This is a genomic window from Candidatus Peregrinibacteria bacterium, from assembly GCA_030700255.1.
Lineage (GTDB): Bacteria > Patescibacteriota > Gracilibacteria > UBA1369 > JABINC01 > JABINC01.
This window is the reverse complement of record JAUYJN010000015.1, coordinates 28,142-52,475: the sequence shown is the minus strand read 5'-3', so window position 1 is coordinate 52,475 and position 24,334 is coordinate 28,142. Positions and strand designations below refer to the sequence as shown.

Annotated in this window: 27 protein-coding genes; 12 read left to right on the top strand and 15 right to left on the bottom strand. The window is 37.4% G+C overall.

Annotation, left to right across the window (positions count from 1 at the left end; translation table 11 throughout):
* The first annotated feature begins 2 nt into the window (after positions 1-2).
* The 3 genes from Q8P68_02060 (at position 3) to Q8P68_02050 (ending at position 3,456) form a co-directional block, all read left to right on the top strand.
* Complete coding sequence (locus Q8P68_02060; GenBank protein MDP4007953.1) at positions 3-683, top strand: prepilin-type N-terminal cleavage/methylation domain-containing protein; 681 nt, start codon at positions 3-5, stop codon at positions 681-683.
* Positions 684-733: 50 nt separating this feature from the next.
* Positions 734-1,846: a pilus assembly PilX N-terminal domain-containing protein gene (locus Q8P68_02055; GenBank protein ID MDP4007952.1), complete on the top strand. Its 1,113-nt coding sequence runs from the start codon at positions 734-736 to the stop codon at positions 1,844-1,846.
* Between the two features lie 77 nt (positions 1,847-1,923).
* The gene (locus Q8P68_02050; protein ID MDP4007951.1) at positions 1,924-3,456 is read left to right on the top strand and encodes a class I tRNA ligase family protein; all 1,533 of its coding nucleotides are present in this window, start codon (positions 1,924-1,926) and stop codon (positions 3,454-3,456) included.
* Here the strand turns inward: Q8P68_02050 and Q8P68_02045 are convergent.
* Genes Q8P68_02045 through Q8P68_02020 form a run of 6 tightly spaced genes read right to left on the bottom strand, consistent with a single transcriptional unit; the run spans position 3,453 to position 7,002 of the window.
* Complete coding sequence (locus Q8P68_02045; GenBank protein ID MDP4007950.1) at positions 3,453-3,944, bottom strand: hypothetical protein; 492 nt, start codon at positions 3,942-3,944, stop codon at positions 3,453-3,455. The genes Q8P68_02050 and Q8P68_02045 overlap by 4 nt on opposite strands.
* A 4-nt stretch (positions 3,945-3,948) precedes the next feature.
* Positions 3,949-4,356 (bottom strand): hypothetical protein, encoded by a 408-nt coding sequence (locus Q8P68_02040; protein ID MDP4007949.1) that lies wholly within the window; start codon positions 4,354-4,356, stop codon positions 3,949-3,951.
* A 6-nt stretch (positions 4,357-4,362) separates the two neighbouring features.
* On the bottom strand, positions 4,363-4,902 hold the full coding sequence (locus Q8P68_02035; protein MDP4007948.1) for a pilin: 540 nt from the start codon (positions 4,900-4,902) through the stop codon (positions 4,363-4,365).
* 4 nt (positions 4,903-4,906) lie between these two features.
* The gene (locus Q8P68_02030) at positions 4,907-5,311 is read right to left on the bottom strand and encodes a hypothetical protein (GenBank protein ID MDP4007947.1); all 405 of its coding nucleotides are present in this window, start codon (positions 5,309-5,311) and stop codon (positions 4,907-4,909) included.
* A gap of 3 nt (positions 5,312-5,314) precedes the next feature.
* Positions 5,315-5,932, bottom strand: coding sequence for a pilin (locus Q8P68_02025; GenBank protein ID MDP4007946.1), 618 nt, complete (start codon positions 5,930-5,932; stop codon positions 5,315-5,317).
* On the bottom strand, positions 5,932-7,002 hold the full coding sequence (locus Q8P68_02020) for a type IV pilus twitching motility protein PilT (GenBank protein MDP4007945.1): 1,071 nt from the start codon (positions 7,000-7,002) through the stop codon (positions 5,932-5,934). Before Q8P68_02020 ends, Q8P68_02025 begins: the two co-directional genes overlap by 1 nt.
* Positions 7,003-7,367: 365 nt before the next feature.
* Here Q8P68_02020 and Q8P68_02015 point away from each other — a divergent pair, with 365 nt between their 5' ends.
* Positions 7,368-8,765 carry a hypothetical protein gene (locus tag Q8P68_02015; protein MDP4007944.1) on the top strand — a complete coding sequence of 466 codons (1,398 nt, stop codon included), beginning with the start codon at positions 7,368-7,370 and terminating at the stop codon, positions 8,763-8,765.
* Here Q8P68_02015 and Q8P68_02010 read toward each other — a convergent pair.
* The 5 genes from Q8P68_02010 to Q8P68_01990 form a co-directional block, all read right to left on the bottom strand.
* Positions 8,762-9,787: a tRNA-dihydrouridine synthase gene (locus Q8P68_02010; protein MDP4007943.1), complete on the bottom strand. Its 1,026-nt coding sequence runs from the start codon at positions 9,785-9,787 to the stop codon at positions 8,762-8,764. The genes Q8P68_02015 and Q8P68_02010 overlap by 4 nt on opposite strands.
* A 1-nt stretch (position 9,788) precedes the next feature.
* The gene (locus Q8P68_02005; protein MDP4007942.1) at positions 9,789-10,328 is read right to left on the bottom strand and encodes a hypothetical protein; all 540 of its coding nucleotides are present in this window, start codon (positions 10,326-10,328) and stop codon (positions 9,789-9,791) included.
* Positions 10,329-10,436: 108 nt separating this feature from the next.
* Positions 10,437-10,805 (bottom strand): small basic family protein, encoded by a 369-nt coding sequence (locus Q8P68_02000; GenBank protein MDP4007941.1) that lies wholly within the window; start codon positions 10,803-10,805, stop codon positions 10,437-10,439.
* Between the two features lie 40 nt (positions 10,806-10,845).
* Positions 10,846-11,721: an FtsQ-type POTRA domain-containing protein gene (locus tag Q8P68_01995; GenBank protein ID MDP4007940.1), complete on the bottom strand. Its 876-nt coding sequence runs from the start codon at positions 11,719-11,721 to the stop codon at positions 10,846-10,848.
* Between the two features lie 300 nt (positions 11,722-12,021).
* Positions 12,022-13,617, bottom strand: a complete 1,596-nt coding sequence (locus Q8P68_01990; GenBank protein MDP4007939.1) for a hypothetical protein — start codon at positions 13,615-13,617, stop codon at positions 12,022-12,024.
* 127 nt (positions 13,618-13,744) lie between these two features.
* Here Q8P68_01990 and lysW point away from each other — a divergent pair, with 127 nt between their 5' ends.
* The 3 genes from lysW to argC all read left to right on the top strand — a co-directional run bounded on the left by lysW (position 13,745) and on the right by argC (position 16,020).
* Positions 13,745-13,918 carry a lysine biosynthesis protein LysW gene (gene lysW / locus Q8P68_01985; protein MDP4007938.1) on the top strand — a complete coding sequence of 58 codons (174 nt, stop codon included), beginning with the start codon at positions 13,745-13,747 and terminating at the stop codon, positions 13,916-13,918.
* Between the two features lie 112 nt (positions 13,919-14,030).
* Positions 14,031-14,957 carry a lysine biosynthesis protein LysX gene (lysX, locus tag Q8P68_01980; protein ID MDP4007937.1) on the top strand — a complete coding sequence of 309 codons (927 nt, stop codon included), beginning with the start codon at positions 14,031-14,033 and terminating at the stop codon, positions 14,955-14,957.
* A gap of 16 nt (positions 14,958-14,973) precedes the next feature.
* Positions 14,974-16,020, top strand: coding sequence for an N-acetyl-gamma-glutamyl-phosphate reductase (gene argC / locus Q8P68_01975; GenBank protein MDP4007936.1), 1,047 nt, complete (start codon positions 14,974-14,976; stop codon positions 16,018-16,020).
* Here argC and Q8P68_01970 read toward each other — a convergent pair.
* Positions 16,017-17,342: an HD domain-containing protein gene (locus Q8P68_01970; GenBank protein MDP4007935.1), complete on the bottom strand. Its 1,326-nt coding sequence runs from the start codon at positions 17,340-17,342 to the stop codon at positions 16,017-16,019. The genes argC and Q8P68_01970 overlap by 4 nt on opposite strands.
* A 95-nt stretch (positions 17,343-17,437) precedes the next feature.
* On the opposite strand from Q8P68_01970, the gene Q8P68_01965 reads away from it, so the two are divergent.
* Genes Q8P68_01965 through Q8P68_01950 form a run of 4 tightly spaced genes read left to right on the top strand, consistent with a single transcriptional unit; the run spans position 17,438 to position 21,143 of the window.
* Entirely contained in the window at positions 17,438-18,268 is an 831-nt protein-coding gene (locus tag Q8P68_01965; protein ID MDP4007934.1) for a [LysW]-aminoadipate kinase, read from the top strand.
* Positions 18,269-18,292: 24 nt separating this feature from the next.
* Positions 18,293-18,715, top strand: coding sequence for a ferritin-like domain-containing protein (locus Q8P68_01960; GenBank protein MDP4007933.1), 423 nt, complete (start codon positions 18,293-18,295; stop codon positions 18,713-18,715).
* A gap of 9 nt (positions 18,716-18,724) precedes the next feature.
* Positions 18,725-19,915, top strand: a complete 1,191-nt coding sequence (locus Q8P68_01955) for an aspartate aminotransferase family protein (GenBank protein MDP4007932.1) — start codon at positions 18,725-18,727, stop codon at positions 19,913-19,915.
* Positions 19,916-19,925: 10 nt separating this feature from the next.
* Positions 19,926-21,143 carry a M20/M25/M40 family metallo-hydrolase gene (locus Q8P68_01950; GenBank protein ID MDP4007931.1) on the top strand — a complete coding sequence of 406 codons (1,218 nt, stop codon included), beginning with the start codon at positions 19,926-19,928 and terminating at the stop codon, positions 21,141-21,143.
* Here the strand turns inward: Q8P68_01950 and Q8P68_01945 are convergent.
* Positions 21,140-21,520, bottom strand: coding sequence for a hypothetical protein (locus tag Q8P68_01945; protein MDP4007930.1), 381 nt, complete (start codon positions 21,518-21,520; stop codon positions 21,140-21,142). The two genes, Q8P68_01950 and Q8P68_01945, sit on opposite strands and share 4 nt — an antisense overlap.
* Before the next feature lie 142 nt (positions 21,521-21,662).
* Between Q8P68_01945 and Q8P68_01940 the strand changes: the two genes are divergently transcribed.
* Positions 21,663-23,021 carry a DUF3412 domain-containing protein gene (locus Q8P68_01940; protein MDP4007929.1) on the top strand — a complete coding sequence of 453 codons (1,359 nt, stop codon included), beginning with the start codon at positions 21,663-21,665 and terminating at the stop codon, positions 23,019-23,021.
* 4 nt (positions 23,022-23,025) lie between these two features.
* Here the strand turns inward: Q8P68_01940 and Q8P68_01935 are convergent, their stop codons facing one another.
* Positions 23,026-23,955, bottom strand: a complete 930-nt coding sequence (locus Q8P68_01935) for a cation diffusion facilitator family transporter (GenBank protein MDP4007928.1) — start codon at positions 23,953-23,955, stop codon at positions 23,026-23,028.
* A 9-nt stretch (positions 23,956-23,964) separates the two neighbouring features.
* Positions 23,965-24,276, bottom strand: coding sequence for a potassium channel family protein (locus tag Q8P68_01930; GenBank protein ID MDP4007927.1), 312 nt, complete (start codon positions 24,274-24,276; stop codon positions 23,965-23,967).
* Between the last annotated feature and the right edge of the window lie 58 nt (positions 24,277-24,334).

Here is a 24,334-nt window from a genome sequence, read left to right as displayed (position 1 = left end):
TTATGAAAATATCTTCGATAAAAAATTTGGATTTGAAAAAAAACCGAGGTAATCGTAAGGCTTTTACTTTGATCGAACTTCTAGTTGCGATGACTGTATTTGCAATGTTTATTGGAGCGCTTGCGAGTAGCTATTTGTTTTTGACGCGCGCAGCGCGCGATACAAATGAGCTCCGCAAACTTTATTCTGAATCTCGTTTCTTGATGGATGAAATGATAGAAGTCGCGCGTGGAGCTAGCATCGCTTACGACTGTTATCAACCTGGAAATGCAACTTGTGAAGGTTATACTATTGACGCTTTTGGTGAATCTATAAATGGGAATGTTCTCGCAATTATAAGACCGGACGGCAAGAGAGTTGTTATAAAATCAGAGGATGCTTGCGACTCTACCGGTGATCCATGTGTCGTACTGAAAAAAATCGTACAAGAATATAATGAAGGTCAAAACGGCTGGGTGCCAAGTAATGCGGATGGATATTATGGTCCTGCAGATAATGGTTTCCAAAATATGAATCTTGAAAAATTAGAAGTTCAAAATGCATATTTTGTTATTAAGCCGGCTCAGCCCGATCCATCTGTTTCACCATATGTACAGATTTATTTATCACTTACCGGGGATAGTCAAATTCGAGATAGTATTTCTTTTGACATTCAAACGACAGTTTCATCACGCATGCCGTGAAGCGAAGCGAACTGGCTATGCGCAATAAGGCGCGAAGTAACAATAAAATTATGAATAAATTAGTTTCAAAGAAAGGTTCCGCACTGGTTATGTCATTGTTTTTTATGTCGATACTTATCGTGCTTTCTTTTGCAGTGAATTACATGCTTCTCAACGAAGTTCGCTCAGAGCGAAATTTCTTGGAAGGAGTGAAGGCTTATTATAGTGCAGAGGCCGGCGTTGAAGATGCACTTTTGCAAGTTAGTGTGAACAATGCAGGCGAAGATATCTCGCAAACTTCTTCTATCCCATTTGTTACAGATGCGTTTGATGAAGAAGATATCTCTCAAGTTTCACAATCAAAATATTCTTATACAGTTACTGCACGAGGTGGTAGGAATCCATGTGTGTTTGAAAATAAAACAGCAGATGGTTTTGCAGTTTTGAAATCCGGAGAATCAGTCGTGATTCCACTGAATGGTAATAATGTTTTTAATGTTGAATATTATATAGTGAACACTGCTTATCCTGATAATACCACGAGCAATGATCCTTCACTCATTATGTTAAACGACGTGCTTCGTTGGAAGATTTTGGGTAATCGTTCGTTAGGTGATTCCTTGGGTGCCCTTGAAGCGATTTCTGATTATTTCCCAATTAATGATGTAACTCACAATACTCCGGATACTCCATCTACATTTGGTACAAGTGCTGATGCCCTACCTTTTCAAAAAGGTAAGTATTACGACATTATAGAGGGTGCAACTTTCGATGCTACCGCTGATTCGCTTTATCTTGATATAGATGCATATAGTAATAATTTTGCGGATGGTGGATTCCATTATATTTTCCATCCGGATTATATGATTTCTGATTTCCTCTCTTCACATGGAAATAACGAACTGATGCTGACTAATTATTTGAATGTTATACCGCCAACAGACCCTGAACTTCCGCTTATTTACAATGCAAATGACTATGATCTTTATTATAGGGTTAATCCAAACCCTGACATAGCGGCCGGAGAACGCTTTACTATCGCCTGTAGCGCAGTTCACATTAGTGCAGATGGGCATAGTCCAAATGAAGATTTTGTTCAGAGTATTGATGTTATTCGCCCACTAGACCAAGCTTCACCATTTACGGACTTCGTTTGGTATCAAAATCAGCCTGAGATTCACTAAATATAGTGCATCTTGGCTTGTTAGATGTGTTATCTTTGGTATAGAGTGTGGTTACTTTTTTACGAATTTCAAAATTTATGCAAAAGAAGATTACTATTCAGACAGCTATAGCTTATCCAAATGCGAAACCGCATATTGGGCATGCTCTTGAATTTGTGCAGGCGGATGCTTTGGCACGATTTTATAGATTAGCCGGTTTTGACGTGATGTTTACAACCGGTACCGATGAGCATGGGACAAAAATTTATAAAACTGCAAAAGAAGAAGGTATGACCCCTGAAGAATTACTTGATCACAATGTGCCATATTTCAAAGATATGTGTGAAAAGTTAAATATAAGCAATGATCTTTTTCTTCGAACTTCAGACGAAATGTTAAAAGCCGGAGCTCAGAAACTTTGGAGATTACTTGTTGATGCAGGTGATATATACAAAGCTGCGTACGAAGGGCTTTATTGCTCAGGGTGTGAAAATTACATGCTAGAGAAGGATTTGGTAGATGGTATGTGTCCAAATCACATGCGTGCGCCTGAAGTACTCAAAGAAGAGAATTATTTTTTCAAACTTTCAAAATATATTCCTTGGTTAAATGAACATATTGGCATAGAACTTCAGGTTGTTTCTGAGTTTCGAGTTTCGGAAATAAAAAATATGTTAAAGGATTTGAATGATATTAGTTTTTCTCGTCCAAAATCAGTACTTCCTTGGGGAGTGCCTGTTCCTGACGATCCTGAACATGTGATGTATGTTTGGTCGGACGCTTTGGCGAACTATCTGACTGGACTTGGGTATGCGCAGGACTCTGAGGATTATAAAAAATTCTGGCCAACAGATATAAATATTATTGGGAAAGATATTATGAAATTTCATGCGATATATTGGCCGGCTATGCTTAAATCTGCAAATTTACCGTTACCAAAAAAATTATACGTGCATGGATTTGTCACTTCAGAAGGTAAAAAAATGAGTAAGTCACTTGGGAATGTAGTTGATCCGATAGAGTTTGCGGCTGTTTACGGGGCGGATGCGCTTCGTTATTATTTGCTTTCTCAAGTGCCAACTCAAGATGATGGGGATTTCTCAAAAGATCGTTTTCTCGAAAGCTACGAAGCGCATCTTGCAAACAATGTTGGGAACCTGGTTTCTCGTACAGTTGCAATGGTGGAGAAATATTTTGATGGCAAGATAAGTAAATCAATGGCTGATAAAGGTGGTGAACATTCATTAAAAACGATTGAAGAATTGTATGCTGATTATGCCAAGGCTTTTGAAGATTATGATATCAAGCTTGCAACTGAAAAATCTATGCAGGTCGCTGAATACGCAAATAAATTTGTAGAAGATAACAAGCCTTGGGCACTCGCAAAGCTTGCCGCCGAAGGAGACAGCTCAAAAAACGATGAACTGGCATTTGCATTATTTCACTTACTTGAAGTGATACGTGTGATGGCGGTTATGTTGCTTCCATTTATTCCTGATAAAGCTGTTTTAGTTTTTGAATCACTTGGCTTATCCACAGATGATTTCAATTTTGAAAACATGTTTGAAGTTCAAGGAAGTTATAGCGTAAAAAAAGGTGAATCACTTTTTCCCAGGATAGAAGTGATTTAAAAAGTATCGACTTCGATGACGAGTGAGATGACGCTTTTAATGATTACAAATGAAAGTATCACCATTAGGATTCCGAAGATTGTGTATTTGATGATTTCTTTGGCTTTGTCTATTCGGCCTTGGTCACCGCCTGCGGTGACGAACATATAACCTGCGATAACAAGTACGAAAATCGCTACCCCTGCTGTGAGTTCTATAATACTTCCGGCAAGGAATTGTAGAAATGCATTCACTGTGTCACTCGTGTAATTTTGATTTATTGCCTCGGGTGCATTGATAGGTTTGAAAGCATTGTTTATACGTATGCCCGTCTCTTGATCGAGTGTTGAAAGGTCTGTACCTGGTGGAGGTGCCGTTGTTGGGCCTGTGTCTCCGGCGGCATTCGCCGCCGCATCAGTTGCCGCATCAGCATATGCAAGTTTTACTGATGACAATTGCACTAGCAACATTATTCCAAGATAACTTAATTTTTGTAGAATTTTTTTCATGCAATTATACGTTATATTTTATTGTGGTGATTCCGTAGACGATTGCGTAAGCGGACATGATTATAATAACTCCGACAACTGACCAGATCATTGTTTTCTTTGCATTCTCAAGCATTGTCCCGTCACCTTCACCTCTCGAAATTATGTACATTATACCACCGATGCTTAGTGCCAAGAATGTAAGTATGCCGGATATTCGTAATATTATTTTTATAATCTCTATAATTAAATCGATTACATCCGGATCCGGCAAATTCGCCACATTGTTGAGTTCGCTGTATTCAGTCCTACCGTTGATTCTGTATTTTTTGAATACACTTTCCAAGTTAACTTTTGCATTAACTATTTGTGGTAGTGCGAGTAGGCAGAGAACCATTGCTGAAGTTCGAATTTTATTGAATAATTTTTTCATGATTTTTTATGGTACCTGGTATGTAGTATCACTTGTTGCTTCCGGGATTTCATTTGTACTAGAAAGTGGTACGTCGCTAATTATACGAACTATTGTGTATGAGAACATTGCTATCATCAAACCTATTATTGCATAGATAAGATTTTTCTTTGCGGCCTCAAGTTTTGTGTCATCTCCAAATGCTGTTAGGTATTGGATACCCGCATACATGATAGCGATAATAGTTATTCCCCCGAGGAGATTTATAGCTCCGCGAATCAAGGTTGGTATGAGATCAGTGATCAAATATCTTTCATGATTGAGCCCTGTGTCAGTAGCAGTGCTCGGGCCTGGCAATGTGTCTGGTTTTGGGATAGTTGGTGGAACAACGCAAGGGTTGCTGACAGCCGTCCCCGTATCATTACTATCTTGTGTATTGTTTGCACATGTTGTGTCTTCCGCATGAACTATTACCGGTTGCGCAACTGCAATTAAGCATAATATAAGACTAAGTGTAATTATACTTTTTTTGAAAATCTTACCAATTGTGTGGATTGTTTTTTTCATTTGTTTATCCGGCTTGGAAAAAGTTTGGATTGATAAAATATAAGAAGATTGCTGATAAGAAGAGTACGGCGAGTCCACTCAAAGAATTGATAATTCTTTTTTTTGCTTCCTCCGCAGATTCAGAATTAAATGCATATTGCATTCCACTTACTGCGATAACTAGTACACAAATTATTCCGACCATTGCAGCTCCGTAGTTATACATAATTCTCAAATATTGAACGATAAATCCCATTGCTGTTTCTGATTGAACTATGGCGACGTCTCCAATTGGCTCATTGAGCTCAACTGTTATTTTTGTGCTTTCACCCGGTGCATCTGTTCCCGCTGCAAATGTTGTTACGATTTGTATACAACTTAGAGTATAGAACAGTCCCAGTAATCCGATTTTTTTAATTGTTTTTTTCATATTTTAATAAAATAGTCCTTCAACTGCATTTACTATTATGTACGCAGAAAAGGCAACCACCAAGGAAACAATTGATGATTGTAAAATTTCTATAGCTTTTGATCTTTGGTTTTCATCTGCCGGACTAGTTATCATCATAAGCCCTGCAATGACTATAAGTAACATTGCGACAGATCCGATAGTTGCCATTAGATAATTTATAGCTTTGATGATTACTTTTTCGATTGGAGCCGTCCGCCACCCCCAATTAAAATAAGATTGATCTTGTTCGTCTGTATCTAGAATACAATCTATCTTAAGTGCAAAATCCGAAGAATCCGTACTATCCCCATTTGGATATCCGTAGCAATCTTCGTTGAACATTTGTGATCCTGTTAAAGATTCTCTTCTTAGTCGTTCAGCATCTGCATCATTGTGTTCTGAGGGCCCACTGATGGAGCCTTCATCATCTACACCGTATGATTCAGAGTCTAAAGCACTATTAAAAGTTTCTCCTTCATCCAATGCTAGGTCTTCTTCTCCAGGGACTGAATCACCAGGCCCTGCAAATGCTGTTAGTGGCATTGTTAGCTGTAGGATTAAGAGTGTGAGTAGCCAAATTGTAAGAAATAATTTTTTCATTATTGTTGCTGTTGGTTATTTGGTTCGTCTTCCATGATTTCACCGAGGTGGTACATCATTTGATTCTCCGTGATGTGGCCTTGTTGGACGAGTGTTCGCAGTGCGGTTGACATTGTCTGCATACCTTCACGCATTCCGGTTTCCATTGATGAGTAAATTTGATGAGTCGATCCTTTGCGGATCAGGTTTGCGATAGCATTTGTATTCATCATTATTTCGATTGCGGGGATGCGAGTCTTACCATTGATCGTTGGAATTAGTTTTTGCCAGATCACGGCTTTCAGACTCATCGCAAGTTGCGTTTTGATCTGAGATTGTTGATTCGGAGGGAATACATCGATAATACGGTCAATTGTATTAGGAGCCCCTGCTGTATGCAGGGTGCCGAAGACCAGATGGCCTGTTTCAGCAGCTGTTACCGCCATAGCGATCGTTTCAAGGTCTCGCATCTCTCCGACTAGGATTACATCCGGGTCTTCGCGGAGGGCGGCGCGGAGCGCCGTCCCAAAACTATCTGTATGTGTACCAACTTCCCTTTGTTCTATAATTGACATTTTGTTGTCATGTACAAATTCGATTGGATCTTCAATTGTAATAATATGTTTGGCATTTGCTGTATTAATTTCATTTATCATTGCAGCTAGCGTGGTGGATTTACCGGAACCGGTTGGCCCTGTAAGCAATATAAGTCCACTTTCTAATTTGGTTATATCCTTAAGTTGTTCTGGTAGATTAAGCTCATCTATGGATTTTATGTTATGTGGAATTGGCCTAAGTACTGCTGAAGGGCCTTTTCTTTGGACAAACATATTTACTCTAAATCGTCCTAGATTTTCTATATGTATTGAAAAATCCAAATCTCGTGTTTCTGCAAATTTATTTTTTTGGCTATCTGTCGCCAAAAAGTTCAAATATTCCTCGAATATCATCTCATCAACTTCATCATGTTGATCGATAATCACCAAATCCCCATTAATACGTAAAGATGGCTTACTACCACAGGAAATGAACACGTCAGAAGCCCCATATTCAACCGCCGTCTTAAGAATTTTGTTTACTTGGTCACTCATGAGTGGATTTACTTATTAATATCTATATATATTAGCAGAAAATCCCCTTTATTTGAAGGGTAAGAAGTAATTTCATGAGTTGTTTTGGGAGATTTTGAGGGCTTGCGCTTGACGTGGGATTGGTTTTCTTGGTTAAAACTACTTGCGTGTCACAATCATAGCGAAGCGAGTATGCGCAAAGGTGATTAAACGCCACTTCACGACAGTTGTCCAAATTTTCTGCGCAGAAATTTTTGACTGATGTGTTTTTTTGTTATGTTATCAGCATATTGGCTTCAAAATTTAGGAATGCGTAATTACTTCTACTTGCTTGATTACTTAATATAGCTTTACAATTCTCTTGATTAGAATTTCTCTTGTATAAGATGGTATCTGAATTCGCTAGAAAACTGTATGAAAAACTGGGAATGGGCCATGTATATGCCAAAAATCCAAATTCGCGTGAGCGACTTCGGGCGGTTATGGCTTGGTATCCGAATAAAAAGTTTTATAAACGGCAGTCAAATAAATCTGGGAAAACGATAATTTCAGTTTATCCACCAGAAAGTACTTGTCCGATTTATTCTCATGATGAATGGTACAAAGACGATTGGATGTCTCCAGGTATAGAAATTGATCCTCAAAAATCTGTATTTGAGCAGTTTGCTGATCTTCAAAAAATCGCTCCTGTCGTGACTCTGCTTTCCACTCAACAACAAAATGCTGAATATTGTCATGATGTCGAAGGTCTTAAGAATTCATATATAGTTTTTGATGCGATCACTGGGGAGGATATTTATTACTCTGTGAGAATGTATAATTGTAAGTCTTGTGTGGATTGTTATTTTGCAATGGAATCAGAGCTTCTGTATGAGTGTGTATATATGTTTAATTGTTATAATACGCGGTATAGCTATAACTGTAAGCAGGCGACAGATTCGTATTTTCTTTTTGATTGTAGGAATACTCAGAACTCGTTTATGTGCTCAGGGCTACGCAATCAGCAATATTGTATTTATAATCAACAGTATACAAAGGAGCAGTACGAAGAGTTTATTTCAAAAATTGATTTTTCGGATTTTGAAACAATGGAAGAGTTTAAAAAGTATTTCAGAGATACTATTGTTGGAAGTAAAAATCTTGAGGAAGAGTGGCTTGAGAATTGTGAAGATGTTTCTTCAAGTAAATATTTAAAAAATTCAAAGGATTGCGAGAGACTTTTTGAAAGTTTTGATCTGAGGGATTGTTTCAATGGTTTTCAAAATGCTAAGGGCAAAGATATCATTGATTCGTATATGTGTAATGATCGAATTGAAATGTGTTATCAGTGCATCGCCACAGGAATTGATTCTCAAAATGTTTATAACTGTGCTTTTACCTGGCATAGCTCAAACATGAGATATTGTTACTTAACTATTAATTGTCAGGATTGTTTTGGTTGTATTGGGCTCCGCGGTAAGAAATATCATATTTTTAATAAAGAATATTCTAAAGAAGAATACGATATTAAAGTTGCCGAGTTGATTGAAAAAATGCGCATTTCTGGTGAATTTGGGCGATTTTTCCCAATGAATTTAAGTCCGTTTAAATACGAAGACACAATTGCATATGATCTTTTTGATGCAGATATGGCTGTGAGATGGGGCACTGTTACGGATTTCTGTGATTTGAATTATTCAAAGCAAGAATTAGAATTTTATGAAAAGCATGGGATTCCAAAACCGGTAGAGCCTTTTGAAGTAAGATATAGAAAAAGAATGGAATTGATGGGGACTAAGTTTTAGTCCATCATAACCACTTTGGTCTCCAAATCTCCGAAATGTTCGTTTATTTCGAGGAGGAGTTTTTTTGCTTCGTCATAAGTCTCCATTCGGACGAGGCGCTGGCGGTATTCGGATGCTCCATGGAAGTCTTTTACGCTCATCGCAAGGTATTTGCGCATTTCCATGACTCCGCGTTTTTCGCCTTTGGTCTCGACAGAGAGCTCCATGTGTTTGAGTGTCCATGGGAGCTTTTCGGAAAAAGTGAGTGGGGGTACATATGGTGTGTAATCTGGGGAGTTTTTGTCGTCATGAAAAGCATGCCAAACCTCAGCCATAAGCCATGGGTTGCCCATGGTGCCACGGCCGATCATGAGGCCGTCCAGGTTTCCTAGCTTTTCTTTTGCGGATTCTACGGAAACGACGTCACCATTCCCTATTACTGGGATTTTTACATTCTTTTTTACTTCATAAATTAATTCATAATCAGCTATTCCTGTGTACATTTGTTTTGCAGTGCGGCCATGAATAGTAATCAAAGCAGCTCCGCATGATTCCATTTCTTTACAGTAATCAATTAGAAATTTTGCATCCTTATCTTTGGTTCCAAGTCTCATTTTTATTGATACCGGCAAAGATGTCGCCTTTGCAGTGGCTTCTACTATTTGTGCAGCCAAGTTAGGGTTTTTGAATAGTGCAGACCCGTGATCCGAAGATACAACTTTTTTCGCAGGACATCCCATATTTATATCTATTGCATCAACTCCCATTTCTTCTAGCATTTTTGCCGCTCCTGCGAAATCATCAGGTTCTTTTCCAAATATCTGGGCAACTATTGGTCGTTCTATTTCCGGGTTAAATCCAACTTGAGCTAGCGTTCTTTTGGAACCATATTTGAGACCTTTGACATTTGTAAATTCAGTAAAACAAATAACCTCCGGGGCTATCATTTTGATGAGTTGGCGATACGCTGAATCTGTATAACCCGCCATCGGAGCGAGGCAAATAATTGGGTGGGGCAAATTGTTCCAGGAGAATTTTGGCATGCTACGCTTTTGGTATTACATTTTCAATAGCGCCCCATTCTGAATTATCATCTTCCGGTATGATAAGTGTGATCTGGTCGTTGATAGTAGCTTTGAAATATGTCACAGATGCCAGTAATACTTTATAGCTTTTTGAACCTACTATAACTTTGTATTGTCCATCATCGTTGATTAACTGTCCTATGATATGTTTACGTGGGATAGGTCCGATTTGTTTGTATAAGAACTTTCCATCGTCTTTTATAGTTAATTTTAGAACATCTCCCTCTATAAGTTTCGATTTTGATGCATAATTAGCAGGTACCGGGTACATTTTTTCATTTGGTCCGATCATTTGTTCACCATTGAATACACCTTCTATTATCGTACCTTCTTCTGTACTACTTTCAGACATAGAGGCTGCGAAACTTGCATAGTCTTTTGTACTTTCAATTTTACCACCGGCAAGCTCAATAAGTAGGCTACGAGCGGATTTAAGACTACTCTCTGCTGAGTCCAACATCTCTTTCAATAGAGCTATTGTGTCTTTTGAGTTTTCCATTTTTGTTTTCTTTGAGAGGTTAATTTGTGTTTTATTTCCGTGTAATTATACCAGGGAAAGCATTTAAGCACAATGTTTTGGTTTTTAACAAGCCTTTTTAAGTTGTTTTTACTTTTTGTTTGTCTTTACAGTTTTTTCACTTATCCACTTTTCAATCATAACTCTTCTAACTATTCCAACATTTGAGAAGATTCTGAACGTAAATACAACAGTTGCAGCAAGATATAGATCAAGTCCAAGTCTGTCTCCCAGATATGTAATACCTACTGCTAGCACGGTGTTAAAAAACAGACCTGTAAGGAAAATAAGCGGATCATAGTCGTCTTTGGTGAATTCTGCACGGATAGCCCCAAAAAGAGCATCTAGCATACCTATAATAATAACCGCTGTATATCTTGTGAGTTCAATAGGGATGTCGATATCCATGCTCAACCCTATGATAATTCCTAAAAGTATTCCAATCAGAGACCAAATCATGAGTAATAGGTTAGATGGTTACATCGTTAGGCTATCATTTTTATCTTCTTTTGAAAATGACTTTTTCACCATTATTGCCGGAAATCCTAAGATCTATATATTCCAAGACCTCCGTATTTATATTTAATTTTTGCTCTGCAGCCTTTAATTTTGATAATTGTGATTTGTAATCTATCTCAAGACTTAGCCATACATCAAAGTTTTTCTCAGTTTTTAGATGAAATTCTCGAGCTTTTTCTAAGTATATAACGTCTATAACTTGCATACCGAACTTTTGTTCAAAAAGTTTTTCAGCTTTTAGTATTTTATCAAGTTGCCCTGGTGTAAATATCTGCTCTTTTGAGTTGTAAGCTTTGTCTCGTGTCATCGTTATGTATGGTAGCGTATTGTCTTCCGCATCGGCCTTCATGATACTCCCTTCTGTATTTATTATATATTTCCTTTGTACTTCATCTACTTTGACTATTAGGTTTGCCGCCGCAGGATATTTTGAGATGTAAACATAAAGTTTATCGGGCATTTTCTTTTTTATTTTCACTGATTCTATTTCCGGGTATTTCGCCTTCAATTCGGTTGTCAAATCCATTTTGTTGATACCCAATAAAGACCCTCCTTTATGAGAATTTATTTCACTTAAGATTATGTCATGATCAATACGGATATCGTTTTCAAATAAAGCGGTTTCTTTGACTATCATACTTCCAGAGAAAAATACGTAATAACCGCCAAAAAACACAACAACTATTAAAAATAAAATAATAAATATTTTAAATATTATCTTTATATTTTTTGAAACTATGGCACCGCCAAGGCTCCCCGCCTTCTTTGGATTAAACTTGCGTCCATCACTCCCCCTGGTATAGCTTGAATAACTTGTATATTTTGATTTGGTTGTTTTTTTTCTTCTAAAAATCATGGTCACGGTTTTTAAGTGCCATATAGAAAATAGATGTTTTGAATGGGTTTGTTAAGCTGACTTTTGGGCAGCTGCTCGTTCAGCCATTATTATCGCTTTGCGTGCGTTATTATTTTCTTTGTTTGCTCTTTTCCTGAGCTTGCTTTTAGGTCTTATATTACCTATTAAACAGTGTTGTTTTGAACTCGATTTATTTGTCATTGTCCTTCAGTTTTTTTAAATATATTTGAGAGATTAGCTTGCGCCCGCCCCATAAAGTGCTGGAAGTATATTGAAGTGCTAATATTAAGTCAATATTAACTATTCAGGCAGAAATAACCCACTTTCTAAGCCTTTTAAAAGCGATTCAAGAGTGTCGCCCCATTCATAAGTAATATTAAAGTCTACTTTTAGCCAGTTTAGTCCTGCATATGCATGAATACTCATAAAGTCTAATTTATTTAAAGTATTAATTGTTTGCTCTTCAGAACCTATTGTAGGGTATTTATTTTCTAGTTTATCGATATAGCTACTTAAAGATTTGAAATCGATAAATGCAGTACCTACGCTATTGATTGGGCCTTTAACATTTTTTAGGAAATTTGTTCTAGCATTGTTGTGTATTATTCCCGCTGTTTCATCGTTTGAAGCGATTAGGATCCCACTTTCATTTATTCCAAACTTAATTGTAATATCATCTACTCCAAGAGCGAGCACCGAGTCATCATCTAAACTTATGGTTATTTCGTATAGGTCGCTTTTAATTGTTCTAATTTCTACTTGATTTGGATTTTCCATCCCCATTTCTTTGTACCAGTCATCCTGAGCTTTGGTAGTTTCTTTTATTTGCCCTATTAGGTTTTCAAGTACATCTTTTGCTTTATTTTTATTGTTCCTTTTGAGTTCTGCCATTAGCGTGATGCGTGGCACTAAGTCACCTTCTACATATCTTGTTGAGAATGCCATATTTGTATCCATTATTTCAAACAATCTTAGTACTTCTTTCATCTCATCTCCGAATTCATCGTCTATAGCGTTATTTAAAATACTCATTCTTTTTGCAAGGTTGCTTGATTCTGTATAAAAAATCATATTTTTAGCATCCACATAATTGTAAAGATCCGGGTTAAACATGAAGTCTGAATAAGCAAATGATAAATTTTTCATCATGTTATTGTGCTCAATGTATAGTCGTCCAGATGTTCTTATATCATTTGTTGACATGCTAAATCCTTCATAGTTTAGGCTTTTAACCATGTTAGTAACCAGGTCGCTTAGTTCACTTCTGTATGGGTTTTCAAATGCTTTTAGTATTTCTTTGTTTATCCATTTGAAATCTAAATATGCGCTAATATATGAGCCGAAAACCTTTAGGTTTTGTGAATTCATATATTCCTTGTTTTGATTTAGTACGTCTCGTTCTCCTTTTGTGAAATTCATTACGAGCTCATCCATATTTGAGGCTCTGTTTGTTAGGTAAAAGTATGTTCCAAGTTTTGCAAAACATACGTCTTTTGTTTTTGTACATTTGTAATCTACTATTTCCCCAAGTGCTTCCAGCCCACTTGATGAACCGTAAGAATTAGTAATTGTTTTAAATTGTCCATTTGACACTTTTACAGACATAAACATATCTCGTATTTCATTATTTTTATCTACACCTCTGAATCCAGCTATTATTTCATTGCGTTTACCAATATCTATTAGCTCTTTGATTGATTCATTTTCGTTAGATGTGAATTGTTTAAATGTATTTGTGATTTCCGGTGATTGTTTTAAATCCAGGTTCAATACCATATCTAAATTTTGTGGTAGTACTTGAAGTGGAGTCATTGCATTTGGGTTTGCATATGTAATTCCAGCCTGTGCAATAATTGCTATTATTGTGAATAGCGATATGAGGGATTTTTTTAACATGTTATTGTTTTAGATTGTAAATCTCGAAGATTATATGTTTTTGGATATGTATTTACAATAACTCTTGTTTTTGGTTATACTGCCGGCGCTCTAGAATTTAATTATTAATTTATTTAACATGAATGATATAAAAGCAACTTGTACAGAATGTGCGGCAGAATTTACTCTAGCAGCAGGAACTGAGGCAGGTGAGATTGTTATATGTGAGGACTGTGGATGTGAATTAGAGGTTCGTAAAGTCGATGGCATGGAAGCTACTTTGGAGCTTGCACCTGAAGCTGATGAAGATTGGGGTGAATAAGCGGAATCTCGCGAAGCGAGATGGAGCTTCTTGCGTAAGCTGTTGAGTGAAAGTTTGTTGTTGATGCCAATAGTACGTTAATGAGTAATAATAAAAATTTAACTTGATATATATGACTCAAAAACCAAAAGTTGCAATGATCTTGTCTCGAATTCGTTTGGATGAAAAATATCTTCTTGAAGCGTTTGAGAAGCGAGGGGTAGTAGTTGATAGAATAGATGATCGTGAACTTATACTTAATGTGACTGATGTTTTGACCCGACTTAAGGATTATGATGTTGTCGTTGAAAGATGTATCAATCATTCACGAGCTCTTTATATTTTGGATGTGCTGAATGCACATGGGATCAAGACTGTAAACTCTTATGAAGCTGCGAATATTTGTGGAGATAAGATGAAGAATTCGGTAGCCTTGTATAAGGCAGGTGTGCCGACGCCTCAAGTGAGGGTCGCATTTACTGCAGAGTCAGCCCTTAAGGCTATTGAAGAAATGGGTTACCCTGTAGTTCTCAAGCCTTGCGTCGGCTCATGGGGTAGATTGATTTCAAAGATAAATGACCGTGATGCTGCAGAAGCTATTCTTGAACACAAAGAAGTTCTTGGTAGTTATCATCATTCAACTTTTTATATTCAAGAATATATAGATAAGATAGGTGGTCGTGATATTCGTGCCTTTGTAATTGGAGATAAAACTATTGCAGCTATATATCGTGATAGTGAGCATTGGATCACAAATACTGCGCGTGGTGGTAAGGCCTCAAAATGTGAAATTACTCCTGAGCTTGATGATATATGTGTGCGTGCGGCGAAAGCTTGTGGTGGAGGTATGCTTGCTATAGACGTTTTTGAAATGAAGGACGGAACATTCTCGATCAATGAAGTGAATTATACTATGGAGTTTAAAAATTCTATTGAGACATCTGGAGTTGATATTCCAGGTTTGATGGCGGACTATGTTATCGCGGTTGGAAGAGGTGAAGAAAAATTACACTGGGATGCGTGTTATGCGCATTGTGGAAATGGAGAGTGTAAGGTTTAGTTTTTAAATTTTAGAAATGGCTATAAAAGTTTCGATAGTTGGGGCGAGTGGGTACACTGGAGGAGAATTATTGCGTTTATTGTTGTTTCATCCAGAGGTGGAGATAGTGGCGGCGACGTCTGAAAGACTCGCCGGCAAACCAGTCAAAAGCGAGCATCCTAATCTGAGGAATGTTACTGATTTGAAATTTTCTTCTATTGCAGATTTACCTCACAGCGACGTGATGTTTCTTTGTTTGCCGCATGGCACTTCGATGCACAAGATCGGAGAATTTTTGGATAAAGCCGATAAAATTATTGATTTGTCTGCTGATTTTCGTCTAAAAACTTCTGCTGATTATGAAAAATGGTATGGCACTCCGCACCCTCGTGCGGACCTCCTAAAAGAATTCGTGTATGGTATACCCGAGCTCCATCGCGAAGCGATTCGCAAGGCCAAATATGTTGCAGCTTGTGGTTGCAATGCTACGACTACTATTTTGACTTTGTATCCACTTTTCAAAGCAGGCGTAGTTGAGTCTGAATTTCATGTTGATGCTAAATGTGGGGCTTCTCAAGCTGGAACAAAAGTTACACCCGGTTCACATTATGCTGAGAGATTTCAATGTCTCAGGTCCTATCAACCAACCGGGCATCGGCACATTGCTGAGATGGAGCAAGAGCTTTCGGATGTCGCTGGTCAAGATTTGACTGTGAATTTTTCCGCAACTTCAGTAACTCTTGTTCGAGGAATTCTTGTCACGGCTCATTTGAAATTAAAAGAAAAAATGCAAGAAATTGATATTTGGAAAATTTATCGAGAAGCCTATGGAAATGAAAGATTTATCCGTTTAGTAAAAGATAAGCAGGGAATCTTCCGATATCCGGAACCAAAACTTCTCGCAGGTACAAATTTTTGTGATATAGGATTTGAGCTTGATACTGATGGGCAGCACCTTGTGATGATAGGAGCTATCGATAACATGATGAAAGGGGCGAGCGGTCAAGCCGTACAATGTATGAATCTTATGTGTGGATTTCCTGAGGACATGAGTCTTGAGTTCTGTGGCTTACATCCGGTTTAGAATTTTGCTTCGACTATATCTCCATCTTTGAGTTCAATTGTGACTTCGGATTTTTTGCCATTTATTCTTAATTCTTTTGTACTTGTATGATTACGTTTATGTACCGTTTTTATGAAATCCGCTGCAGTTGAGGTGTTTTTTATATGATATAAATTATTTTCTCCATCAAATACTGCAATATGATCATTATGGAAATATTCTCTTAATGCATTCTCAAATTGCTTGGGTGATTTGACGCCTTCTTTTAAATTTTGTAATTCTCGTAATAGATCAATTTGTGACGTATTCGTTTTTAGCTGATAAGTGTAATTTTTGTAGTTTTCATGAGCCGCAGTACCATATTCACAAATACGATGCATGTTTTTTGATCTGATTTGTATTTCTATTGGCTCTTCTGTCACACCCTTGAGTGGGTAAATGACAGTGTGAATAGATTGATACCCATTTATTTTTGGAGCGCCAATATAGTCTTTTAATTTCCCAGGAATCGGGTTGAAAATTTGATGTACTATTCCAAGGACCTTATAGCAATCTTCGAGTGTTTCTGTAATTATTCTAATCGCCAATCTGTCTGTAAGTTTATCAAATTGCCTATTCTTAAATATCATTTTTCTATACGTTGAATAATATGTTTTGACTCTGTTATCAATTTCACATTGAATGTTTTTTTCTTTTAATTTTCTTTCTAAAAGTGCTTGTGTTTGGTACATGCATATTTCGTCTATTTCCTTGTAAGCTTCAAACTTTTTTGAGACCTCATCTGCTATTGTCGGATATACTTTGAAAAAACATACATCTTCCATTTCATGTCTCCATGTGTGCATACTGAGTCTTCCGGCTATCGCTGTATACATATGAAGTGTTTCAGTTGCGATTTGTAGCTGTAGGTCTTTTTCGAAATTTTCAAGCTGCCTTACATCATTCAATCTGTGCGCCATTCTTAATACTAAGATTTCCCCATCATTTGTAAATGCGTCGAAAAACTGTTCTAAGTCCTCTGTGTTTGAGTCTATATGCAGTCTACGAAGTATGTGCATTTTTCTTACTAGATTTTTTTCTTTTTCAGTAAGTGGTGCTTCTTTCATTATTGTTTCTCCAAATGGATGTACGAGTAAGTCATGTAATAATGCTACGCAAATTAGTGATGGATCATAAATTGCCTCTTGTAGAGTTTGTGCGACTTCTGAGCAGTGCTCTGCATAAGATTCACCACTTCTACGATTAATGTCTGAGAGGTGTTTTTTTGTAAATTCAAAACAGGCGTTTATTTTTTCAAAATCTTGTAAATGGATTCTATGTTTTGTGATTATTGGGAACTCCATAAGCGTAAGTTAGATCCTCCCACAGGGTAACAAGTTTTTGGTGGATTTTCAACACGGCTTTTTGTATAGTGCTTTGGCGATTTAATCAAATAACTATGCTTATAGTTAAGGTCGGTGGGCCGTCACAAGGAGAGATCGAAAATGTGCTAAAAGATTTTGCAGCTTATAGCGGGCCGAAGATTTTATTACATGGGGCTTCAAATTTTCGAGATCAACTTGCAGTTGACCTTGGTAAGCCTGTGAAACATGTTACATCGCCGACCGGTATAGAAAGTGTGCGAACCGATAGTGATGCGATAGATATTTTTATGATGTCATATCCCGGTTTTATGAATTCACGAATTGTTGAGAGATTGCAACAGCTCGGGTGTAATGCAGTTGGGCTTTCCGGCCTTGATGGCAGACTTTTTCGAGGGGAGCGGAAAAATGCTATTCGGTCAAAAGTTGTAGATGAGGATGATCGCGAAAAAGTTGTTATGGTGAGGGATGATTTGTCCGGTCGTGTTTCTGAAATCAATAAAGAGCTTTTGGATCTTGTAATGAGTGGAGGGTATGTGCCGGTTCTTTCGTTACCGTTTTTGAGTTTTGGTTCGGACGATGAATTGCCACAAGCTTGTAATTCTGACAATGATTCGGTTGCTGCGTTACTTGCAAAAACATATGAAGCGGAAGTTTTACTTTATCTATCAAACACTCGTGGGCTTTATACTGATTTTCCAAATGAAGATTCTTTTATTTCTGAAGTAAGGTATGATCAAATAGATGAGGCTCTTGAATCTTGGGCGAAACGTCGGATGAAGAGAAAAGTGCTTGGGGCTCGCGAGGCGATAGAATATGGAGTCAAGAAAGTTGTGTTTGCAGATATGAGAGTAGATGAGCCTATTAAAAAGGCTTTGGAAGGTGAGGGGACAATATTTACAAAATAAAGTTAATTTTTAAACCAACTTAATATGTCAGTTACAAAGGAACAATTTATTGAAGAACTAAATGTTGCTCTTGAGTGGGAGTACGCAGCGGCTGTGCAGTATGTTCAACATGCATCTGTTATTACCGGCCCTGAGTATGATGCTATTTCAAAAGAACTTATAATACATTCAAATGAAGAAATGGCGCATGCGGTTATGGTTTCGAATGCTATTTCTGATCTTGGAGGAGTGCCGAGTATTGATGTGGAAAAAAGAGAAGTTTCTGAAGATGCGAAAATAATGCTTGAACAAGATCTTTGGGGAGAAGAAAATGCTATTTCGATTTATAAGAATTTGATTGCAATGGCAGAAGAGTTAAAAGAATATGGTGTTCGTGGAATTCTTGAAGATATTTTAATTCAAGAGGAGGAACACAAAAGAGATATATTAAGTTCACTTGGAAGATAAATTATGAATATGGATTACAGACAAATTGAAGAAAAATATTTTCTTGCGACTTATGCGAAACGTGGCGAATTGATGCTTGTACGTGGGGATGGTTCTTATGTGTTTGATGATAAAGGAAAGAAATATCTAGATTTTACGACTTCACTTGGAATTGCCGCCCTTGGGCATGCGCATGCTCGAATTGCTAAAGTTATGGCTGAGCAAGGTGGTGAAATAATTGCTTGTAATACGAGTTATTACTCTCCGCTTCGTGCACAGCTTTGTGAGAGGTTAGCTATGTATTTTGAGAATGCCGGAGGAGGGGAATCTCAGGTTTCACTTTTGAATTCGGGTACTGAAGCAACTGAAGCAGCACTTAAATTCGCGAAGGGTGTCACTGGAAAAAGTGGCATTGTTTATACTAAAAATGCATTTCATGGACGAACTATGGGGGCGCTCTCCGCATGTGGTACGAAGAAATATCAGCAGCCGGCAGAGCCACTTATTCCTGATTTTCATATGATATCTTATGGTGACGTTGAATCTATGGAAGCGATTTTTAAAGAAAGAGGTAAAGATTTGGCAGCAGTTATTCTCGAGCCTATTCAAGGTGAATCCGGTGTGATTGAAGCCTCGGTTGAATATTTTGTAAAAGTGCGTGAGTTATGTGATGAATATGGTGCAATCTTGATATTTGATGAAGTTCAGACAGGATGTGGAAGAACCGGCGAATTCTTTTGCTTTGAACATTTTGGGGTTGTTCCAGATATGGTTTGTCTTGCAAAAGCTCTTGGTACCGGATTCCCTATTAGTGCGACAATTGTTAAAAAAGAATTTGCTGAAAAGATTCCGGATAAATTTCATGGATCAACATATGGGGCAGGGCCACTTGCATCGCGCATCGGTCTTGAAGTCCTGAATATTTTTGAAGAGGAGGAAATTCTGAATAATGTCACGGAGATGGGTGCGTATTTCAAAGGTGAACTTGAGAAATTAGCTTTAGAGTGTGATAAAATTCGTGAAGTTCGAGGGCGTGGACTTATTCTTGCTATCGAATTAAAAGAGCGAGTTGTTGGATACTTGCGTCAGCTTCAGGAGGAAGAAGGTTTGCTTGTGCTTGCATGTGGGTCACTGACTATGAGATTTCTCCCACCATTTAATGTTAGCAAAGAAGAGATTGATGAGGCACTTAGTAAAGTGCGAAAAGTTTTGAATGCTTAATTTTTTTTGAATGACAAATATTGTAGAAAATATAGGGGATTTAAAAGAGTTTTTTCTTGAATTTGTAAATCATTATTCTCCATCAGGTAGTGAGATGGAAGTTAGTAAATGGTTGGTTGAAAAAATGCTTGAGTTTGGTTTTGATAGATCTTTTTCTGATGAAGTTTATAATGCAATTGGTGAAATTGGACCGGAGAATGCACCGAATCACATTGTTTGTCTTGGGCATATTGATACTGTAAATGGTGAGTTGCCTGTGAAATTTGTTGATGATGATGGTATTTTTTGGGGAAGGGGATCCGTAGATGCGAAGGGGCCTTTTTCAAATTTCATATTGTCTGCTCTTAAGGCGAAGGCGGAACTTGAAGAATATAATTCAAAAGTTTTTATTGAAGAACAGTATAAAATTATAATTATTGGTGCGGTCGAAGAAGAAATTACTACTTCAAAAGGGGCGCACCATGTTAGTACGAATGGATTTTTAGAAAAAGATAAATTACGTGCAATTGTAATTGGTGAGCCGAGTGATTATCGGAAGATGACTATTGGTTATAAGGGTAGGTGGGTTTGTGAAGTTAAGGTTGATGCACCTCGTACACATACCGCCCATGGGAATATGGGGGCTGCTGAGATGTTGATTTATATTTACAATAAATTGAATGATCGTGTGAATGAGTTCAATAAAGATAAAGGGGTTTTTGATTCTTTCCAATTGCATATTCGCTCTATTGAAACTCAGAATGATAATGTTCAGGATGAAGACTCTGATATTGGTGTTATGAAGCTTGCACTTAGAGGTGGGCCGGATTTTGATGTGAAGGAATACGAAGAAGTTTTGCAAAATGCTATTGATGAGGTGAAGGCTCTTGCTATTACTCATGCAGTTGAGCCTCAATTTGTTGAGGAAAAACTAAAAATCACTCTTTATACGAAAGTATTTGATCCAACTGTTGTTTCGCCAAAAAACACTATTTTAGTTAAGGCATTTTTACGTTCTATGCGTGAATATGATATTCAGCCTCGATTTAGTTATAAGACCGGTACCTCGGACATGAATGTCCTCGGCGCTTACTTCTCAGAGGTGCCAATTTTAACTTACGGACCTGGAGATAGTAAATTAGATCATACAGAAGAAGAGCACCTCTATCTCGACCACTTATTGCGGTCGAGCGAGGTGCTCTCAAAAGTTTTCATTGAATTGTTGCCGAATTTCTCAACCGGTAACTAAACCATAGTCCATACGAAGTAGAGAAGTCCACCACCAAGTATCAAGTGTACAAATCCTGCGAACATTACAAATCCATTTTGTTTTACTTTCTTTTTCCCGAAAGCAGTAAGCTCGTCTGTGAACCATGTCATAAGTAGTCCACGTAAAGTGATAAGCCAACCAAGTAGTGCGAATAGTCCTTGAAAGCTTAAACTAAGAACATGATTTTGCACTAACATAATAAGTCCGAATACTATGTTAAGTAGTCCTAATACAAAGAAATCACTTGGACTATCAAGTAATTCTTTAAGAAGTTTTTGCATTCTTTTTGTATCAAGTAAAACTGCCAGCGATATTGTTAACATCAATACGCCGAGTATCAGTGAGAGTTCAAACATAATTTTTAGGTTTAGAAGCTAGATTGTTACCAATCATACGTTGTTTTTTCAAAAAGTGCAAAAATTAAAATTAAAATCTAAGTATTTACATAAACGTAAATTTCTGTATGTTTTATTCTTGAATTAAGTTTTCATTAATAATATGTCAGAAATTATTTCGAAAAAAATATCTTTAGACCCTAGTATATTGAGACTTGATGGTGACGATCGCATTTCTCGTTCTAGTGCTTTACGTGCAAATGTTAGTGATTTGATGTCAAAAGATGCAACTCGCGTTAGAAATTTGGTTGCGGCTGTTATTGCGACATGTGATGAAGTAGATGATGATATAGATCGTTTACAGGAGAGGTTGGATGGGATGTCTGTTGAATTTGAACTAAATGGTCATGGTCCTGAACTTGTATTACATCATGTTCCGGAATGGGTATTTGCACACAATGGAACAAGTAGAACTACGCGTCTTTTGAGTATGTTAATGAATGATATAGCTGCGCCAATAACATCCGGTGATTTCATTAATAGTAGGGGACGTGAACGTTCATTACACAGAGGGGCTAGGAGGTCCGGTATACTTGGATTCTCAAATGCACATATGGTTACAACAGTATTCGGTGGCCACAAAGTACCCCAGACCGAATATGATTTTGCACGGCAGATCGGTGCGATTGATGCACAACTTGGAGGTAGAATGGTTACCGGTTCCGGATCAGGTATGATGGAAGCTCCATTTGAAGGAGCCGCTTCTATTTATGAAGGACAAGGTAATCATGATGTCCCAATGATTGGTATAACTGAACTTGCTATTCTTGCGGCTGAAGCTCCAAATAAATTTATTACGCATCTTTTGACTTTGCCTGATATAGAAAAAAGGATGGAGACATTTCTTAGAGTTTGCCATCGTTTGAGGGTTCATCCTGGTGGCGCCGGTACTTTGGAAGAGATAATGTTTGTGCTTGCTACTTTATTGCATCCGAAGAATCAAGGTTTGCATTTCCCAGTTGATCTTGTGGAAAGGGTTGACGGTCAATATATGCCTGTTGTTGAGAATTATTTACAAACATTATCGCGTAATGCTATTCCGAATGGAATGATGAATTTCCATCATAAAACCCCACATGATTATGGTGAATATTTGCTTGGTACTAATCCTGAAATTGATACAACCAGTTTATGGAGGGATAGTAGTAATATGTATGTTCCACATGAATTAGTTGAGCCATTTGAGATAAGTTTTGAAGCGATGGAGGGGTTGAATTTACATCGCAAAGACCAAGAATTATGGCAATTGTGTGCTCAATTAAGTAAATTCTTTTCTGCCCTTGTATGGTTAACCGTCAAAAAACCTGAGGTTCTTCGAGAATGGCAATCTCAAAATCAAGTCCCCTTAGTTTCCGGAGATCGAGATTTAGTGCTCGCTACTCATGATTTAGCTAGGTCGTTTGCACAGCAAGGTAGAATGCATTTAAAAGTTCCATTGGAAGAAGCGTATAGAGTTGAATAATCCTTTATCTACCATAAATCTTATTTCTTCTTTTTTCATCCTGTTTTGAATCGTCATATGGGTCCGGGTGGATTAGGACTTCGGCGTGTGGGAATTCTTCTTGAATCATGTGTTCAACTTCATGTGCTATGCTGTTAGCTTCGATTAATTTTATGTCATGCGGGAGTTCCAGGTGAAAATCCATGAATATTGTAGAGCCGGCTTTGCGTGTGCGGAGATTGTGAAAATCCGTAGTTTTTGGATGTGAAAGTATGATTTTTTTTAATTTTGCTTTGGTTTCATGTGGCAGTTCATGATCCATGAGGCAGTTTATGGCACTTATAAAAATATCCCATACTTGCTTGATAATATATGCTCCAATTATAAATGCGACGATTGGGTCAAATATTTGGATTCCGGTTAAATATATAAGTGTGATAGTGATGAGTACTCCGATATTTTGATATATGTCTGTTGCATAATGTAGTGCATCTGTCTTCAGAACCTCTGAATTAAGTTCTCGTCCTACTTTTCTGAGTCTGTAAGTTAGTGCGATACTTACGATCGTTGAAAATACCATTACAACTATACCATCGCTTAGATGATCTATATGAGAACCATTTGTGATGCTTAATATGCCTTTATAGATTATAAACAGCGCTGAGCCGAAGATAACTATGGATTGGAATAGAGCGGCTAGGCTCTCTACTTTACCATGGCCGTATCTATGTTCTTCATCCGGTGGTTTTGCACTTTCTTTTATTGAGATATAATTAAATGTTGAGGCAACTATGTCTAATATTGAATCAATACTTGAAGCAAGTATAACGAGGGACCCTGTCGTGATACCGAATCCCATTTTTAATATTGCCAAAAAAGAAGCGGCTATAACTGAAGTAAGTGCAGTTGTACGTTTTTTATTGTAATTTGATTTATTCGTAGAGGCTTTTTCCATACCTCTATATTATACTATTTTTTTCCAAAAGATAATTTTATCGAAAAGATTTGTCAGAAATTCATCTAACCTTGGTCTCATAACACCTAAACAATATAAAAACAGTGTGATCGCATAAAACGCAAATATTACGGCTAGAATTTTTGTAATGCTATTTTCAGGTACCGGCTCTGAAGTCCCGATAGTTGTGATGATCATTCCTGTGTAGTAGAACGAGTCAATATAATGCCAGTTTTCAAGGTGATGGAATAATATTGTTCCCATTGTTTGTATAACAACTATGTTTACAAGTGCGAAGGCGACGGGTGTTCGTCTATGCATTTTTTTATTTGTTTAAATGTATTCATAGTATTATAACACATTTCGCATGGCTTTCTGA

What these genes read in the sequence shown, in the direction of transcription:
- Q8P68_02060 (MDP4007953.1), top strand. Translation starts at nt 3, where the DNA reads ATGAAAATATCTTCGATAAAAAATTTGGATTTGAAAAAAAACCGAGGT.
- Q8P68_02055 (MDP4007952.1), top strand. Translation starts at nt 734, where the DNA reads ATGAATAAATTAGTTTCAAAGAAAGGTTCCGCACTGGTTATGTCATTG.
- Q8P68_02050 (MDP4007951.1), top strand. Translation starts at nt 1,924, where the DNA reads ATGCAAAAGAAGATTACTATTCAGACAGCTATAGCTTATCCAAATGCG.
- Q8P68_02045 (MDP4007950.1), bottom strand. Translation starts at nt 3,944, where the DNA reads ATGAAAAAAATTCTACAAAAATTAAGTTATCTTGGAATAATGTTGCTA.
- Q8P68_02040 (MDP4007949.1), bottom strand. Translation starts at nt 4,356, where the DNA reads ATGAAAAAATTATTCAATAAAATTCGAACTTCAGCAATGGTTCTCTGC.
- Q8P68_02035 (MDP4007948.1), bottom strand. Translation starts at nt 4,902, where the DNA reads ATGAAAAAAACAATCCACACAATTGGTAAGATTTTCAAAAAAAGTATA.
- Q8P68_02030 (MDP4007947.1), bottom strand. Translation starts at nt 5,311, where the DNA reads ATGAAAAAAACAATTAAAAAAATCGGATTACTGGGACTGTTCTATACT.
- Q8P68_02025 (MDP4007946.1), bottom strand. Translation starts at nt 5,932, where the DNA reads ATGAAAAAATTATTTCTTACAATTTGGCTACTCACACTCTTAATCCTA.
- Q8P68_02020 (MDP4007945.1), bottom strand. Translation starts at nt 7,002, where the DNA reads ATGAGTGACCAAGTAAACAAAATTCTTAAGACGGCGGTTGAATATGGG.
- Q8P68_02015 (MDP4007944.1), top strand. Translation starts at nt 7,368, where the DNA reads ATGGTATCTGAATTCGCTAGAAAACTGTATGAAAAACTGGGAATGGGC.
- Q8P68_02010 (MDP4007943.1), bottom strand. Translation starts at nt 9,787, where the DNA reads ATGCCAAAATTCTCCTGGAACAATTTGCCCCACCCAATTATTTGCCTC.
- Q8P68_02005 (MDP4007942.1), bottom strand. Translation starts at nt 10,328, where the DNA reads ATGGAAAACTCAAAAGACACAATAGCTCTATTGAAAGAGATGTTGGAC.
- Q8P68_02000 (MDP4007941.1), bottom strand. Translation starts at nt 10,805, where the DNA reads ATGATTTGGTCTCTGATTGGAATACTTTTAGGAATTATCATAGGGTTG.
- Q8P68_01995 (MDP4007940.1), bottom strand. Translation starts at nt 11,721, where the DNA reads ATGATTTTTAGAAGAAAAAAAACAACCAAATCAAAATATACAAGTTAT.
- Q8P68_01990 (MDP4007939.1), bottom strand. Translation starts at nt 13,617, where the DNA reads ATGTTAAAAAAATCCCTCATATCGCTATTCACAATAATAGCAATTATT.
- lysX (MDP4007937.1), top strand. Translation starts at nt 14,031, where the DNA reads ATGACTCAAAAACCAAAAGTTGCAATGATCTTGTCTCGAATTCGTTTG.
- argC (MDP4007936.1), top strand. Translation starts at nt 14,974, where the DNA reads ATGGCTATAAAAGTTTCGATAGTTGGGGCGAGTGGGTACACTGGAGGA.
- Q8P68_01970 (MDP4007935.1), bottom strand. Translation starts at nt 17,342, where the DNA reads ATGGAGTTCCCAATAATCACAAAACATAGAATCCATTTACAAGATTTT.
- Q8P68_01965 (MDP4007934.1), top strand. Translation starts at nt 17,438, where the DNA reads ATGCTTATAGTTAAGGTCGGTGGGCCGTCACAAGGAGAGATCGAAAAT.
- Q8P68_01960 (MDP4007933.1), top strand. Translation starts at nt 18,293, where the DNA reads ATGTCAGTTACAAAGGAACAATTTATTGAAGAACTAAATGTTGCTCTT.
- Q8P68_01955 (MDP4007932.1), top strand. Translation starts at nt 18,725, where the DNA reads ATGGATTACAGACAAATTGAAGAAAAATATTTTCTTGCGACTTATGCG.
- Q8P68_01950 (MDP4007931.1), top strand. Translation starts at nt 19,926, where the DNA reads ATGACAAATATTGTAGAAAATATAGGGGATTTAAAAGAGTTTTTTCTT.
- Q8P68_01945 (MDP4007930.1), bottom strand. Translation starts at nt 21,520, where the DNA reads ATGTTTGAACTCTCACTGATACTCGGCGTATTGATGTTAACAATATCG.
- Q8P68_01940 (MDP4007929.1), top strand. Translation starts at nt 21,663, where the DNA reads ATGTCAGAAATTATTTCGAAAAAAATATCTTTAGACCCTAGTATATTG.
- Q8P68_01935 (MDP4007928.1), bottom strand. Translation starts at nt 23,955, where the DNA reads ATGGAAAAAGCCTCTACGAATAAATCAAATTACAATAAAAAACGTACA.
- Q8P68_01930 (MDP4007927.1), bottom strand. Translation starts at nt 24,276, where the DNA reads ATGCATAGACGAACACCCGTCGCCTTCGCACTTGTAAACATAGTTGTT.